This window comes from Bacillus sp. FSL L8-0528 (genome assembly GCF_038593085.1).
In the GTDB taxonomy this organism is placed as follows: Bacteria; Bacillota; Bacilli; order Bacillales; family Bacillaceae; genus Bacillus; species Bacillus paralicheniformis.
In genome coordinates this window covers 4,007,612-4,023,839 of the sequence record NZ_CP151961.1, presented here as the reverse complement: position 1 = coordinate 4,023,839, position 16,228 = coordinate 4,007,612, and the positions used below count along the sequence as shown (strand labels likewise).

At 48.1% G+C, this 16,228-nt stretch carries 13 protein-coding genes; 7 read left to right on the top strand and 6 right to left on the bottom strand.

All coding sequences use genetic code 11. The features are described from left to right. The first annotated feature begins 105 nt into the window (after positions 1–105). Together nhaC and MHI30_RS20550 are read left to right on the top strand one after the other, a co-directional pair. Positions 106–1,503 (top strand): Na+/H+ antiporter NhaC, encoded by a 1,398-nt coding sequence (gene nhaC / locus MHI30_RS20555; protein WP_075751661.1) that lies wholly within the window; start codon positions 106–108, stop codon positions 1,501–1,503. Positions 1,504–1,537: 34 nt separating this feature from the next. Further along, complete coding sequence (locus tag MHI30_RS20550; protein ID WP_075751660.1) at positions 1,538–2,869, top strand: malic enzyme-like NAD(P)-binding protein; 1,332 nt, start codon at positions 1,538–1,540, stop codon at positions 2,867–2,869. A 17-nt stretch (positions 2,870–2,886) separates the two neighbouring features. Here the strand turns inward: MHI30_RS20550 and MHI30_RS20545 are convergent, their stop codons facing one another. Then, positions 2,887–3,276 (bottom strand): DUF1259 domain-containing protein, encoded by a 390-nt coding sequence (locus MHI30_RS20545; protein ID WP_075751659.1) that lies wholly within the window; start codon positions 3,274–3,276, stop codon positions 2,887–2,889. Between the two features lie 84 nt (positions 3,277–3,360). After that, on the bottom strand, positions 3,361–4,149 hold the full coding sequence (locus MHI30_RS20540; RefSeq protein ID WP_075751658.1) for a formate/nitrite transporter family protein: 789 nt from the start codon (positions 4,147–4,149) through the stop codon (positions 3,361–3,363). A gap of 790 nt (positions 4,150–4,939) precedes the next feature. Here MHI30_RS20540 and MHI30_RS20535 point away from each other — a divergent pair. The 5 genes from MHI30_RS20535 (at position 4,940) to MHI30_RS20515 (ending at position 11,837) form a co-directional block, all read left to right on the top strand. Then, positions 4,940–6,346, top strand: coding sequence for a cytochrome ubiquinol oxidase subunit I (locus MHI30_RS20535; protein ID WP_075751656.1), 1,407 nt, complete (start codon positions 4,940–4,942; stop codon positions 6,344–6,346). Continuing rightward, positions 6,333–7,349: a cytochrome d ubiquinol oxidase subunit II gene (cydB, locus tag MHI30_RS20530; protein WP_020453435.1), complete on the top strand. Its 1,017-nt coding sequence runs from the start codon at positions 6,333–6,335 to the stop codon at positions 7,347–7,349. Before MHI30_RS20535 ends, cydB begins: the two co-directional genes overlap by 14 nt. Then, positions 7,349–9,073 (top strand): thiol reductant ABC exporter subunit CydD, encoded by a 1,725-nt coding sequence (cydD, locus tag MHI30_RS20525; protein ID WP_075751655.1) that lies wholly within the window; start codon positions 7,349–7,351, stop codon positions 9,071–9,073. Before cydB ends, cydD begins: the two co-directional genes overlap by 1 nt. Further along, positions 9,070–10,821 carry a thiol reductant ABC exporter subunit CydC gene (gene cydC, locus MHI30_RS20520; protein ID WP_075751654.1) on the top strand — a complete coding sequence of 584 codons (1,752 nt, stop codon included), beginning with the start codon at positions 9,070–9,072 and terminating at the stop codon, positions 10,819–10,821. The genes cydD and cydC overlap by 4 nt, the downstream gene beginning before the upstream one ends. Before the next feature lie 164 nt (positions 10,822–10,985). Then, the gene (locus MHI30_RS20515; protein ID WP_075751653.1) at positions 10,986–11,837 is read left to right on the top strand and encodes an NAD(P)H-hydrate dehydratase; all 852 of its coding nucleotides are present in this window, start codon (positions 10,986–10,988) and stop codon (positions 11,835–11,837) included. 37 nt (positions 11,838–11,874) lie between these two features. Here MHI30_RS20515 and MHI30_RS20510 read toward each other — a convergent pair whose 3' ends face one another. The 4 genes from MHI30_RS20510 to katA form a co-directional block, all read right to left on the bottom strand. Next, complete coding sequence (locus tag MHI30_RS20510) at positions 11,875–12,900, bottom strand: pectate lyase (RefSeq protein ID WP_075751652.1); 1,026 nt, start codon at positions 12,898–12,900, stop codon at positions 11,875–11,877. Between the two features lie 333 nt (positions 12,901–13,233). Further along, positions 13,234–14,187 (bottom strand): ferrochelatase, encoded by a 954-nt coding sequence (hemH, locus tag MHI30_RS20505; protein ID WP_075751651.1) that lies wholly within the window; start codon positions 14,185–14,187, stop codon positions 13,234–13,236. A 6-nt stretch (positions 14,188–14,193) separates the two neighbouring features. Then, the gene (locus MHI30_RS20500; protein WP_075751650.1) at positions 14,194–14,619 is read right to left on the bottom strand and encodes a Fur family transcriptional regulator; all 426 of its coding nucleotides are present in this window, start codon (positions 14,617–14,619) and stop codon (positions 14,194–14,196) included. Positions 14,620–14,726: 107 nt separating this feature from the next. Beyond that, positions 14,727–16,184: a catalase KatA gene (gene katA / locus MHI30_RS20495; protein ID WP_075751649.1), complete on the bottom strand. Its 1,458-nt coding sequence runs from the start codon at positions 16,182–16,184 to the stop codon at positions 14,727–14,729. Positions 16,185–16,228 lie beyond the last annotated feature (44 nt).

Here is a 16,228-nt window from a genome sequence, read left to right as displayed (position 1 = left end):
GGTATACTGTTCGTTGTTAGTTAAATTTTTAAGAAAAAATTGAAGCAGATTGCTATTTTTATGTAGTTTATTTTGAAAGCGTTTCAATAATAAGGGGGATTTAGGTTGAAAACAGCACGGTTGCCATCAATGTTGGAAATCATTTGTGTATTAGGTGCATTTTTAGCGATAGTTTGTTCATTTACAGTCAAATTTGATCTGCCGATTCAGCTGGCATTGTTTATTTCATGGTTTTTAGTGATTTTGCTCGGTCTGCGCCTGGGACACCGGTATGAAGATTTGCAAAAATCGATTACAAACGGAATTTCAAACGGACTCGAAGCGATATTGATCCTGATTGCCGTCGGCGCGCTGATCGGCACATGGATAGCCGGCGGCGTTGTGCCGACTTTGATTTATTACGGGCTTGAGTTTATCCACCCGAGCATATTCCTGCTTGCCACGCTCATTATTTGTTCGATCACCTCTGTGGCCACAGGTACGTCTTGGGGTACTGTAGGAACGGCCGGGATCGCCATGATGGCAATCGGTGAAGGGCTGGGGCTACCGCTTCCGCTTGTAGCCGGAGCCGTGCTGTCCGGAGCCTATTTCGGAGATAAATTATCACCGCTTTCCGATAGTACAGTGCTTGCGTCATCTCTTTCAAAGGTCGAAGTGATTACTCATGTCAGAGCGATGCTGTACTTGTCGGTACCCGCCTATTTGATCACGGCGGTGTTGTTCACCATTACCGGATTTATTTACGGTAGTAAAAATGTCGATTTGCAGAAAGTCGAATTTTTGAAAACTTCTTTGCAAAACACGTTTGATATTCATATTTGGATGCTTGTTCCGGCTGTTATCGTTATCGTTCTTTTGGCCATGAGAAAGCCGTCTGTGCCGACGATCGCGATCGGCGCACTTTTGGGGGCGATCTGGGCTGCGGTCTTCCAAGGCATGAACTTTGCGGATGCACTTGGCACGGCTTACAACGGCTTTTCCATCGAGACCGGGATCAAATTTATGGACGAGCTCTTAAACCGCGGAGGAATTCAAGGCATGCTCGGTTCGGTCGTCGTCATCATTCTCGGTCTGGGCTTTGGCGGCCTTTTGGAGCACTTAGGCGTTTTAAAAGTGATCGTGTCCAAGTTCCAGCAAAAGCTGACTTCTGCCGGCAACGTCACATTCTCGACGATTATCGTCGCTTTCCTGGCGAATGTGTTTGGCTGCGCGATGTACGTCTCGCTCATTTTGACGCCGAAAATTATGGAGAAAAGCTATGACAAGCTCGGAATTGACCGGAGGGTGCTGTCCAGAAACGCGGAAGTCGGCGGTACGATGACGTCGGGCATGGTGCCGTGGTCAGACAACGGCATATATATGGCGGGGATTCTCGGCGTGTCAACCTTCTCTTATCTGCCGTTCATGTGGCTGAGCTTTGTTTCAATCGGCCTTGCGATTTTGTACGGATACACAGGTAAATTTATTTGGTACACCGATAAAAAAGACTCGCCGGTTCAGTAGCCGATTTTAAAACAATTGATGGAGGTATTCTGTTATGAATGGCAACAATATTATTCGGAATTTGATGCTGGAAATCCCTTCAGCACCAGGAAACCTTGGAAAGGTGACAACGGCGATCGGCCTTGCCGGCGGTGATATCGGAGAGGTTGAAACGATCAAGGTGGGGCCGAATTATACGATGCGGAACATTACGGTTCAAGTTGAGCATGAAGAACAGCTTACCGAGATCCTTGAAGTGATCCGCAACTTAAAAGAAGGCATCCATCTTCATACCGTTTCAGATGACGTGCTGGCTGCACATGAAGGCGGCAAAATCCGCATGAAAAGCAAGATGCCGATCCGCTCGCTCGCTGATCTGCGGCGGGTGTATACGCCGGGTGTCGCGAATGTGTGCGAGCTTATTAAAGAAGAGCCGCAAAAAGCGAATATCTATACTGGCATCGGCAATTCGGTTGCAATTGTCACGGACGGTACGGCCATCCTTGGCTTGGGAGACATTGGGCCTGTGGCGGGAATGCCTGTTATGGAAGGGAAGGCCGCACTTTTCGACCAGCTAGCAGACATCAGCGGAATTCCGATTCTGCTTGATACGAATGATCCTGACGAAATCGTGCGGACGGTTAAAAACATCGCGCCCGGATTTAGCGGTATTTTGCTTGAAGACATCGGTTCACCGCATTGTTTTGAAATCGAAGAGCGCCTGAAAAACGACCTGAATATTCCGGTCATGCATGACGACCAGCACGGTACTGCGGTGGTGACGCTGGCGGCCGCCATTTCAGCCGCCAAGAGTGCAGGGGTCGATCTGAAGCAGGCCCATGTCGGCCAAATCGGCCTGGGTGCGGCAGGGGTCGCGATCTGCAGAATGTTTATGGCATATGGGGTAAAACGTGTCGTCGGAACGGATAAATCGCTTGAGGCGATGGCGCGTTTAGAGAACTATGGCGGTCATGCGGCTGAAAGCATCGAAGAATTGATGGAAAGCTGCGATATCATCGTTGCGACAACCGGTGTTCCGGGATTGATCAATAAGAAATGGGTTCGGGAAGGCCAGGTGATTTTGGCTCTGTCCAATCCGAAGCCGGAGATTGAGCCTGAGGATGCGCTCGAGGCCGGGGCAGCCTACGCTGCGGATGGACGGTCTGTCAACAATGTGCTGGGGTTCCCCGGTATTTTCAGGGGCGTGTTAAATGCCGGAGCGGAATCGATCAGCCACCCGATGCTGGTCGCGGCCGCCGAAGCGATCGCATCCTGCACAAAACAAGGCGATCTCGTGCCTGATCCGCTGAATCCTGATGTTCACGAGATTGTGGCCAAAGCAGTCGAAAGGGTCGCACTTTCAGAGATGGGAAAAATGAACGGATAAAGAAAACAGCTGCTGCTTTATCGCAATACGGATAAAGCGGCAGCTGTTTTTCTTGCGAATGTTAGCGGCGGTTCTACAGATTGAAAATGAATATATAAGATATTCGGTTTTGTAAAAATCCAATGATTGTGGAGAGCGCTGATGATGATGCCTTGATCGACAAGCTTTTTTGTAAACAGCGGAATTTCTTCAGGCAAAATTGCGACTTCGGCCATATTCAAGGCGGTTCCGTTTTGATCGAGCGACTCGAACATGACTTCTTCCATGCCGACTCCCTTGCTTGGTCTTCCTTGAATCGTGACGCGCAAATTCCGTTTGATGCTGACAGAACAGACACCGTGTTCAATGTGCGGCTCCCCATTTAAAATATGTCCAAACTGCTGGCAAAGCGAATGAAAACTTTGCATCTGCTGAACCTCCATTTTTAAAGTTACCACGATTTTATGAAGGGAACCCGCATATTTAGAATCCTTTAAAAATGGACGATCCTTTTATTTGATGATTTCTTCACCGCCCGGCTTGTTTGCATAGTGGTACATGAAGCCCATCATAAACGCGCCTCCGATCAGGTTCCCGAGGGTTACTGGAATCAAGTTATGGATTGCGCCTGCAATCGAAATCGTATCCGGATGCTCGGTCACCAGGGAGACGGCAAAAGTGGCCATGTTCGCGATGCTGTGTTCATAACCGGAAATAAAGAAAGTAAAAACAAACAGCATCATAGAGAACATTTTCGCTCCGTCTCCTTTTTGTGCCATCGGAACAAAGAACGCAAGGCAGACAAGCCAGTTACACAAAATCGCTTTGAAGAACAATTCGGTCACCGGCGTATTCATTTTATGCTCCGCCACGCTAAGAATAAAGCCGGTGGAAGAAGGATCTTTAAATAAACCGGTCGCAAAGATGAGGCCTGCGAAAAACACGGCGCCCATTAAATTTCCTGCATAGCTGAAAATCCACAGCTTGATAACAGTGGGCCAACGCATTTTTTTACGAAGCGCAGCCAATGTATAATAAAATGTATTTCCCGTAAATAAATCTCCTCCGCCATAGACAATTAGAATAATGGCGCCCCCGAATGTGATTGCTGCAATTGGATATGTGAACGGAGAATGTTCAACATAAAAGAGATTCCCCGTTTTAAACGCTACAATGACTCCGAACCCGATAAACATACTGGCCAGCATAGCCCGTAAAAGATAACGAAGCGGGCTTTGCATAAAGATGCTTTGCTTTTTTAAGGCAAGCTCTTCGACTAGAACAAGTGATTTTGATTCCATGTTTTCCACCACCATCAAGTGTTTACTAAGAAGTATCTATCATAAATACAACCTAAGTATAGCAGGATATTGTGAAACATTTCACAAATTTTGTGTATTTTGTTTGAACAAATGTATGGTTCGATTTTCATAGAATAAACAGGGTATCGTTATTGTTTATTTTTAAGTCATAAATATTCCATCCATTCGTTAAAGCCTGAGGGAGCGATGTTTCAAAGATAGCTGTACAGGGAGGGATACGGCAGCAAGCAGGTAAATGCGCAGTCCAGTCAGCCGGTGCTGCATGAAGGCATAGATGAAGGACGTGCGCAGAAGGCTGAAGGAAGATTTCACAGATTGGACAAAATAACAGGACTTTCCGTCGGGCGTTTTCAAACTGAAGGAAAGCGCCGAATTTGTTTGTTTGCATATCACGGTATTCTTTTGACCCGCAAGGCTTTGCACAGAAAATCGCAAATGTTGAATGACGAAATGCTCCGCGTGGATGAGGGGCATTTTTCTCATGTTGATTTAGTTCTTGTTAACCATCACGTCACAAAATAGCTATAATTTCTTCGTATAATTGTCACAATGACATCCATAAATTAGGGAATATGTACTTTATTTAAGAAGGAATTCGCGGTAAAGTACAGGTATAAATAACCATCCGGATAATAACAGAACATCAATGTGGGCCGAGGTCACCCTTTTGTCTGTGATCATATTCATAAAATTCATGTGAAACTTTGAGCAAGGGTGATGCCCATTCGGCAACGGGTCCGGCTAGAACGAAGAGGAGGAGACTGGAACAGTGGACGAACTCATTTTGGCAAGATTTCAATTTGCTTCAACAACGATCTTTCACTTTATTTTTGTGCCGATGTCAATCGGGCTTGTCTTTATGGTTGCTTTAATGGAAACTCTTTATGTCGTAAAGAAAAAAGACATTTACAGAACGATGGCTAAATTTTGGGGGCACTTATTTTTAATTAATTTTGCAGTCGGTGTGGTCACCGGGATTTTACAGGAATTTCAGTTTGGAATGAACTGGTCGGAGTACTCCCGCTTTGTCGGTGATGTATTCGGCGCTCCGCTCGCGGTGGAAGCGCTGCTCGCTTTCTTTATGGAATCGACGTTTATCGGTTTGTGGATATTCGGCTGGGACCGGCTTCCGAAGAAGATCCATTTGCTGTCCATCTGGCTTGTTTCGCTTGGAACGATCATGTCGGCGTTTTGGATTTTAGCGGCCAACTCGTTTATGCAGGAGCCTGTCGGATTCGCGATCAAAAACGGCCGCGCGGAAATGACCGATTTCTTTGCGATTATTAATAACCCGCAGCTATGGGTTGAATTTCCGCACGTCATTTTCGGTGCGCTTGCCACCGGTGCGTTTTTCATTGCCGGTGTCAGCGCGTATAAAATGCTGAAAAAACAGGAATTGCTCTTTTTTAAAAAATCCTTTCAAATCGCGATGATTGTGGCGCTTGTTTCCGGCATCGGCGTAGCGTTCAGCGGACATGAGCAGGCACAGCATCTGATGAAGAGCCAGCCGATGAAAATGGCTGCCAGCGAAGCGCTTTGGGATGACAGCGGCGATCCTGCAGCTTGGACGGTGCTTGCGAACATTGACGCGGACAAGCAGGAAAACAAATCAGAGCTCAGCATCCCGTATGCGCTCAGCTATTTGGCTTATAAACAATTCAGCGGCGATGTGCCCGGAATGAAGACGCTGCAAAAGCAATATGAAGAAAAATACGGAGAAGGAAATTATATTCCGCCGGTGAAAACGACGTTCTGGAGTTTCAGAATCATGGCCGGCTCAGGACTTTTAATGATCGTTGCCGCTTTGACTGGCCTCTATCTCAGCTTCCGCAAAAGACTCGAAACAAGCAAATGGTTTTTGCGGACGATGGTGGCTTTGATCGCCTTTCCATTCATTGCAAATACGGCGGGGTGGATCATGACTGAAATTGGACGCCAGCCGTGGACGGTGTTCGGTATTTTGACAACGGCGCAGTCCGTGTCGCCGAACGTATCAGCGGGAATGCTGCTGTTTTCCGTCATCGCGTTTACAGCGATTTATCTTGTACTGGCGCTCGTTCTTGTCTACTTGTTTGTGCGGGAGATTAAAAAAGGGGCTGCACACCATGACCACCATCATGATGATTCCGTATCGACAGACCCGTTTGATCAGGAGGTTTACCATGGTATCTCTTAATGAACTTTGGTTTATATTAGTCGCTGTGCTGTTCATCGGTTTTTTCTTTCTTGAAGGCTTTGATTTCGGCGTCGGAATGGCGACACGGTTTCTCGGACGCAACGAGCTTGAACGGAGGGTGATGATCAATACGATCGGCCCTTTCTGGGATGCCAATGAAGTCTGGCTGCTGACTGGGGGAGGCGCGATTTTCGCGGCTTTTCCGAACTGGTATGCCACGATGTTCAGCGGATATTACATTCCGTTTGTCTTTGTTCTTCTTGCATTGATCGGACGCGGAGTCGCGTTTGAATTTAGAGGGAAAGTCGAAACCGCAAAATGGAAGAAAACATGGGATTGGGTCGTATTTTTCGGCAGCATCCTGCCCCCGTTTTTGTTCGGTGTTTTGTTTACCAGCATCTTGCGCGGCATGCCGATTGATGCCGATATGAATCTGCACGCCGGTTTTACTGACTATGTGAACGTTTATTCCGTAACAGGGGGAGTCACCGTTACGCTTCTCTGCCTGCTGCATGGCCTGATCTTTATTACGTTGAGGACGGAAGCTGATTTGCGCGACCGGGCAAGACAGCTGGCCAAAAAAGTCGTATTCGCCGTTTTGGCGGCGCTTGTTGCCTTTGTTGCTTTATCCATTTTTGAAACGGACTTGTTCACGGGCAGGGGACATGTGACGATACCGCTTGCGGCTCTGATTGTCGTTTGCTATGTGCTGTCGATCGTATTTATGAAACAAAAACGCGACGGCTGGACATTTGCTATGACAGGGGCTGGGATCGCCCTCACAGTGGCGACGATTTTCACTGCGCTGTTCCCGCGCGTCATGATCAGCTCGGTCAAAAGTGCATATGATTTAACGGTTTATAATGCTTCATCAGGAGACTATTCTTTAAAAGTGATGACGATCGTCGCGCTGTCACTGCTTCCGTTCGTGCTGGGTTATCAGATCTGGAGCTACTATGTTTTTCGAAAACGGGTCAGCAGTAAGGAGCCAATGATTTATTAATGGGAAAAGATCTTTTGCAATATAAAGGAATGAAGCGAATTCTTGCAGCACTCACCGTACTGACATGCATGCAAGGCGCAGCTATTATCATGCAGGCCGAATGGCTTGCTGAAGCGGTGACCCGCCTTTTTAACGGCGAGCGGGTCGGTTCGCTTGTTCCGCTGATCATCTTATTTACCGCCGCTTTTTTATTCCGCCACGCCGTGACCCTTGTCAGGCAAAGGCTGATTTTTGATTATGCCGCCAAGACGGGGGCCGACCTGCGGAAAAAGTTTTTGGAGAAGCTTTTCCAATCCGGCCCCAGACTGGCGAGAAAAGAAGGAACAGGTCACGTCGTCACACTCGCGATGGAAGGGATTGCGCAGTTTCGCCGTTATTTGGAGCTGTTTTTGCCGAAAATGATCAGCATGGCCGTTATACCGCCGGCGGTTGTCTGTTATGTCTTTTTTAAAGACACATCCTCCGCTGCAGTATTAATGATTACGATGCCGATTTTAATCGCATTTATGATCCTTCTCGGCTATGCGGCAAAGAGAAAAGCGGACAGCCAGTGGAAGACGTATGAGATGCTTTCAAATCATTTTACTGATTCCTTGCGCGGCCTGGAAACATTGAAAGTGCTGGGCATGAGCCGTTCACATACGAAGAATATTTTTCATGTGAGCGAACGGTACAGGAAGGCGACGATGGGCACGCTTAAAATTGCCTTTCTGTCTTCGTTTGCACTTGATTTTTTCACCATGCTGTCCGTGGCAACCGTAGCCGTTTTTCTCGGTCTCGGTCTTGTTGACGGCACCATCATGCTGGAGCCGGCGCTTGCCATTCTGATTCTTGCGCCTGAGTTTTTTCTTCCTGTCCGGGAAGTCGGCAATGACTATCATGCTACGTTGAACGGCCGGGAAGCCGGTAAAGCGATCAAGGCGATATTGGAGTCGCCCGGTTTCAAGTATGAGGAGCCTTTGGATCTTGAGCGATGGTCAGACGACGATCAAATCGAGTTCAAGCATGTAGAGGTGAGGCATGATGAGGAGGAAAACTCCTCTTTATCCGGCATTTCTCTATCGTTTAAAGGAAAGAAAAAAATCGGAATCATCGGGGAGAGCGGTGCCGGAAAATCTACGCTTATCGATGTGCTCGGCGGTTTCTTGGAAACGAATAGCGGCGTGATCAAAGTCGGGGGAAAAGAGAGGACGCATTTGCAGACGGACAGCTGGCAAAATCAGCTCCTGTATATTCCGCAGCATCCCTATATCTTTCCGGATACGCTCGGAGCCAATATCCGTTTTTATCATCCCGGCGCTTCTGACGAAGAAGTTGAACAGGCAGCAAGAGCCGCCGGGCTGACGGAGCTGATTGATCAGCTTCCGTCCGGCTTAGAAGAGCGGATCGGTGAAGGCGGGAGGGCATTAAGCGGCGGACAGGCGCAGCGCACAGCCGTTGCCCGGGCTTTCCTGGGCAACCGTCCGATTCTCCTTTTAGATGAGCCGACCGCTCACTTGGATATCGAAACAGAATACGAGTTGAAAAAAACGATGCTGAAACTGTTTGAAGACAAGCTGGTTTTTTTGGCAACCCATCGTCTTCACTGGATGCTTGATATGGATGAAATCATCGTGCTGAAGGATGGGCAGGTGGCTGAAACCGGTACACATCAAGAATTGATTGAAAAGCGGGGCGTTTATTATGAGCTCGTGCAGGCGCAGTCGTTTGGAGGTGCATCATGAACAATGAAGACGGGTGGATTCTGCCCTATATCAAGAAAAATATAAGGCTTTTGATCATTGTCGTGTTGCTTGGCGGATTGACGGCATGCTCGGCTGCAGCTCTCATGTTTACCTCCGGTTATTTAATATCCAAAGCGGCTACGCGTCCGGAAAATGTTTTGATGATCTATGTCCCGATCGTAGCGGTCCGCACCTTCGGGATTATGCGCTCGGTGTCGCGCTATGTTGAGCGGTTGACCGGACACCATATCATCTTGAAAATTTTATCCGATATGCGCGTCAGGCTTTACAGGATGCTGGAACCTCAAGCTTTAAAATGGCGTGAACGCTTCCGAACGGGGGATATGCTCGGCATTTTGGCCGACGATGTTGAGCATTTGCAGGACATGTATTTGAGAACGGTATTTCCCGGGCTGTCGGCGCTTCTTTTATATGGCGTATACATCACTGCTATCGGCTTTTTTTCATGGCCTTTTGCAGGGCTGATCGCGATCTATGCAGCGGTTTTCGTGTTTCTTGTTCCGCTTGTTTCCCTGCTTGTGACAAGGGCGAAAAATGTTGCGTTGAAAAGAGGACGAAGCCTCTTGTACCGTCAGCTGACAGACGCGGTCATGGGCGTGAGCGACTGGGTTTTCAGCGGCCGGCAAAACGACTTCGTCCATGCGTATGAAGCAGCAGAACAGGAATGGCTGGCGATCGAAAAGAAACGGATGCGCTTCAGTCGTTGGAGGGACTTTGCCATGCAATGCCTGGCGGCAGGACTTGTTCTTCTGATGTTGATATGGGCGGGCGGACAAAGCGCGGAAGGCGCCTTGGCTCCTGTGTTTATTGCGGCGTTTGTCCTTGTTGTGTTTCCTTTGACGGAAGCTTTCTTTCCGCTTTCAGACGCAGCGGCGTCAATCCCTGAGTATCAGGATTCTTTAGAAAGAATGGACGGGCTTGAGCCGTCGAAAAGGGAAGAAATTGGAGCCGCTGTTCAGCAGGAACGGGCGGAGGCCGTAGGTTTGGACGATGTCACGCTTCGCTTTGAAGATGTTTCTTTTTCTTATGAAGAAGGCCATCCGGTGTTGGACGGTGTTTCATTTATATTAAAACAGGGTGAAAAGACCGCTTTGCTCGGGCCGAGCGGCGCGGGTAAATCGACGATCTTGTCGTTGATACAAGGGGCGCTCGCTCCTTCTAAAGGAAACATTACATTGAACGGCATTTCTGCACAGTCTCTTCAGGGAGAAATCTCACGCGCAGTCTCTGTTTTTAATCAGCAGCCGCATCTGTTTGATACGACGGTTTTGAATAATATCAGGCTCGGAAACCCTGACGCGAGCGATGAGGACGTGTATTGGGCAGCGCGCCAGGTGAAGCTTCACGATTATATTCAGTCTCTTCCCGAAGGATATTATACATCTGTTCAGGAAACGGGCATTCGTTTTTCAGGCGGAGAACGTCAGCGGATTGCATTGGCGCGGATTCTGCTGCAGAATGCGCCAATCGTTGTATTGGACGAACCGACCGTAGGTCTCGATCCTAAAACAGAGAAAGAGCTTCTATCAACGATGTTTCAAGTGCTTGATGGAAAGACTGTTCTATGGATTACACACCATTTGGCAGGAGCCGAAGCGGCCGACCGGATTCTGTTTTTAGACAAAGGGAAGCTTGCAATGGCAGGGAGCCATCAGCAGCTTTTGGAAAACAATCCTCGCTATTCAAGACTTTATCGTCTGGATGCGCCTGTCGGCCGGCTTTCTTAGTAGAAAACCGCAAAAGACAGCTTCAAGCCGAGAAGCTGTCTTTTTTATATGGCCCGCTCATCAACTGCTTTTATTTTGCATGTTAAAGAGCGGTGAAGGGTATGATTCAGTTAGTATTTAATTAAACGTTTGTTTAAACTTTGTATTGAAAGGTGTGATCCGGGATGTCTGCAGAACAATTGCCGATATGGACGAAAGACTGCGTGAAGGGCTCATTGCCGAAAAGGGGGAATGGAAGTCATAAAGGAACTTATGGAACCGGCCTTTTGCTCGCGGGAAGCGATGACATGCCGGGAGCGGCTCTCCTTGCAGGAATCGGGGCGATGCGGAGCGGTCTTGGAAAGCTTGTCATCGGAACGTGCGGAAGTGCCATTCCGTTGATCGTCCCCGTTCTCCCTGAAGCGACGTATTGGCGGGACGGCTTAGAAAAGGCGGCGTCCGGCGAGATTGCCGAACCTTACCGGGCGATTGCGATCGGGCCGGGGCTGCCGCCTTCGCAAATGACTGAGCAAGCGGTCCGGAACGTATTGACGAAAGAATGCCCGGTTGTCCTTGATGCGGGTGCTCTTTCAAAACGATCGTACCAAGAAAGGAAAGCGCCGGTGATATTAACGCCGCATCCGGGCGAATTTTCGAGAATGACAGGCTTGTCCATTCAAGAAATTGAGGCAAACCGGGCCGGCTATGCTCGAGATTATGCAGAGGAACACGGTGTTACTCTTGTATTGAAAGGCAATGAAACGATCATTGCTTTCCCGGACGGCAAGTGCTGGCGGAATGTAACGGGAAACGGGGCGCTGGCAAAGGGAGGAACCGGAGATACGTTAACCGGGATGCTTCTCGGGATGCTGTGCTGTCATGAGAATCCGAGAGAAGCGGTGCTGAATGCTGTCCACCTGCACGGCGCATGTGCGGACGCATGGACAAAGACCAGATCGGCCCATACGCTTCTCGCGCATGAACTTTCCGATATGCTGCCTACGGTTTGGAAAGCGTATGAGGATGGAAATAAGTGAAACGCTCGGAATGCCTCCGAACGTTTCACCTCAAAGTTTATGGAGTGACTTTACCGACTCCGGCATTTTGCTTGACGATTGATTTTACATCGTCGACATTGTCGAGTGAGTAGCTGTATGGCGGATTATAGGTTGTAGTAGAAGAAGTCGGCATGCTGCCTGTAGAGTTTACAAATTTGTTGTTGGATACATGCCAATAGCCTGGTGAACCGCTGTACCAAGAGACAATCGGATCTTTGGCGTTTTCAAAGAGGTTGTTCTCAATTTTGATGCGCGCGCCCATCCTTGAATTAATACCGCTTTCAATGATGTTGCTGTAATAGTTGTTGTAAATGTGCCCCTCTCCGAACCGGAATGCCGGCACACGCGAATTCAGATTTTCAAACCAGTTATGGTGGAATGTAATCGTCCGGTTGTAATTGTCGCTGTCCGATGAACCCATCAGCATAGATTTCCACGCATCGTGCACATAGTTCCAAGAGAATGTAATATATTCGGCGTCTCTTTTGACGTCAAATAATCCGTCATAGTAATCTTTGTCAACGTTCAGGCTGTGGTAAAGCTCATTATGATCAACCCAAATGTTTTTAGACGGCCCTTCAATGCTAATCGCGTCTTTATCGCCTGAGGCGACCTCGTGAATTTTTAAGTTGCGGATGATGATGTTGTTGGCGCGCCATATTTTGATGCCGATGCCTTTGAGTTCGCCTTTGGTCCCTGACCCGACAATCGATACGTTTGACACGTCTTTGACGTCAATCTTTGATGCGGATGTATTTGAAGTTGTAATGGTGCCGTTGACATAAATTTTTAATGGCGTATTTGCATTCTTATTTTTTAATGCCGCAATCAGCTGATCTCCCGTTGTTACGGTTACCGTTTGACCGCCTTCTCCGCCCGATGTTCCGCCGTTTAGCGTCGCGAAGCCTTTTAAGCTGAAATCGGCAAGCGGATTGACTTTGCCCGAGCTGAACGAAGAAGCTGCTTCAGCCGAAACCGCCGCTGTCAAAGACCCGATAACCCCTAATACAAAGATAAAGATGATGCTGATTAATTTCTTCATATGAATTCCTCCTATTCTTTTTTCATGCCGCCGCTATATAGGAAGCGCTCACAATTACGGCGGATACCGGGTGATGGACACTGATTATCCCTCCCTTTTATTGGAATCAGAGAGAGCATAGCATATGTTTCTGAATTATCTGAATAATCATGATGTGAGTTGGATTTGCGCATAAGCTGGTGATTATGCCAAATGACACGAATCTGAGAATAAGCGCATTTAGTTTAAGGTCTTTCATCATAATGGTGCAAAAAAAAGAATCTATGGAAATGAAAATCCACAGATTCTATTTCTAAATCATGTTTTCTTCAGTTTTTCATTTTTCGGAGCGATCTACAGCTCTGCTTTCTCCTGTTCTGTGCTGTTGTATGTTCGCTCTACGACTGCGGCAAGCGTATCGATGAACCGCGGATCGGTGTTCGGCATAGGCGGACGGTGATAGCTTGCGCCAAGCTCGTCCGTAACCACTTTGCACTCATAGTCGTTGTCATACAGCACTTCCAAGTGGTCAGACACAAAGCCGACTGGTGCGTAAATGAATGACCGGAAGCCTTCCTGATACAGTTCCTTTGTTAAGTCTTGGACGTCGGGGCCAAGCCAAGGGTCGGGTGTGTTGCCCTCACTTTGCCAGCCTACGGCGATCTGGTCAAACGACAGCCGTTCTCCGATTAGTCGGGCCGTTTTCACGAGCTGATCCGGGTATGGATCGCCATGTTCCTTGATTTTTTCCGGCAGGCTGTGTGCTGAGCATACAAGAACCGCTTTTTTCCGTTCTTTTTCAGACATGCCGTTTAAAATGCTGCCGATTTCTTCAGACCAATAGCGAATAAAGCCTTCTTCCTGATACCATTCGTCAATCGATGCGATCCGGGGGCCGCCGATTGCTGCTGCGGCCTGTTTGGCGCGCCGATTGTATACTTCAGTGCTGAAGGTGGAATAGTGGGGAGCTAAGACGACGGAAACGGCCGCTTCAATTTGGTCTTTTTTCATTTGTTCAACCGCATCCTCGATAAACGGAGAGATGTGTTTTAAGCCGAGATACATCACGTATTCGACCTCATCTTGGCGCTCGTTCAACGTTTTTTCCAGCTCTTTTGCCTGAGCGAGCGTAATTTTCGCGAGCGGAGAGATTCCGCCGATATGCTTGTAGCGTTTTTTCAAGTCTTCAATCATATCATCGGACGGCCGTTTTCCATGACGGATATGCGTGTAATACGGAATGATATCTTCTTCCTGATAAGGGGTTCCGTATGCCATGACTAACAGGCCGACTTTTTTTCGTTCCATATGTCTTCACCTCTGCTGCTGTTCTTGGCATGTTGTACAGATTCCGTAAATTCCTAAATAATGCGAGTTCACTTTGAAGTTCGTCAATTGAGCTGCTGCATGCTCAACCTCTTTGAGGTGAGGATAGTCCAGATCAGCGATCTTCCCGCACGATTTACAGATGACATGATAGTGCTCTGATGTGAACAGTTCATATTTGCTTTTCGCGTCTCCGTGGGACAGCTCTTTTAAAATGCCGAGCTTCACAAATAATTTCAAGTTGCTGTAGATTGTCGGGAGACTCATGTACGGCAATTCCCGGTGAATGTCTTCCGCCGATGGATGGCCGCCCAAAGAGACAATCGTTTTTAAAATCAGGACGCGCTGAGCTGTTATTCGTAAACCCCGTTTCTTTAATAAAGGGACGAGCTGTTCGTCTTCCACACGTAACATCCCCTGTCGTTCTTTGATTAAGGGCAGGCACCCGCATGTTAAAGAAGACGGGTGCCTGTTCCTGAAAAAATGAGAATAAAAGTGAGAATGATTGAAATGAATGAGCCTCAGACTTCCTGTGGAACGGACAAGCCCAATCCTTCGGCAACTCGTGTGCCGTATTCCGGATCTGCTTTATAGAAATGCTGAATTTGACGAAGCTTAATTTCGTCTTTTGTCACTTGCTTCATCGAACCTACAATATTGCTGACAAGACGGGTCCGCTCTTCTTCGCTCAAGAGGCGGTAAAGATCGCCGGCCTGTGTGTAGTGGTCGTTATGGTCGTAAGCCGTGCTGTCCGCCGAACCTGACACCGGATAAGCCGTTGTTTTGTTTTCCGGAGTTTCCTGAGGGCCTCCGAAGCTGTTCGGTTCATAGTAGACAGAGCCGCCGCCGTTTGAATCAAAGCGCATTTGTCCGTCTCTTTGATAATTACGGACTTCCGCTTTCGGCCGGTTGATCGGCAGGCTGTTATGGTTTGCGCCGACGCGGTAGCGGTGCGCATCCGCATATGCGAACAGGCGTCCCTGAAGCATTTTGTCGGGAGACGGTTCAATGCCGGGCACCAATGTTCCAGGGGAGAATGTAGCTTGTTCAACCTCTGCGAAATAGTTTTCCGGATTGCGGTTTAGAACCATGCGGCCGACTTCAATCAGCGGATAATCTTTTTGCGACCATACTTTTGTAACATCGAACGGATCAAAACGGTACGTATCCGCATCCTCCAGCGGCATGATTTGAACGTACAGCTTCCATGCCGGGAAATCACCTTTTTCAATCGCCTCATACAAGTCCTGTGTATGATAATCGGGGTTTTCACCTGCAATCTTTGTCCCCACTTCTTCGGTCAGGTTTTTAATGCCTTGTTCTGTTTTGAAGTGGTATTTGATCCAGACGCCTTCTCCTTCGGCATTCACCCATTTGAATGTGTGGGACCCGAAACCGTGCATGTGCCGGTAAGTGGCGGGGATGCCTCTGTCAGACATCAGGATGGTCACCTGGTGAAGGGACTCTGGAGACAATGACCAAAAATCCCATACGGCATCCGGGTTTTTCAAATGTGTGACCGGATGGCGCTTTTGAGTATGAATGAAGTCAGGGAATTTAATCGCATCGCGAATAAAGAAAACAGGTGTGTTGTTTCCGACGAGATCATAGTTCCCTTCCTCTGTATAAAATTTAACAGCAAATCCGCGCGGGTCGCGGACGGAATCGGCTGAACCGTTTTCGCCTGCAACAGTTGAAAAACGGACGAATAACGGTGTGCGTTTTCCGACTTCTGATAAAAATTTGGCTTTTGTATATTTGGAAACGTCATTTGTGACTTCAAAGTAACCGTGCGCACCGGCGCCTTTTGCATGCACAACCCGTTCGGGTACACGCTCTCTGTTAAAGTGGGCGAGCTTTTCGAGCAAGTGGACGTCCTGAATCAGCGTCGGTCCGCGTGAACCAGCTGTCATTGAGTTTTGGTTGTCTCCAACGGGAGCGCCCCAGCTGGTTGTTAGGTTGTTTTTATTTGTCGTCATCAAAGGATCACCTCGCGTAAATTTTAATTACAAAATAATGATAA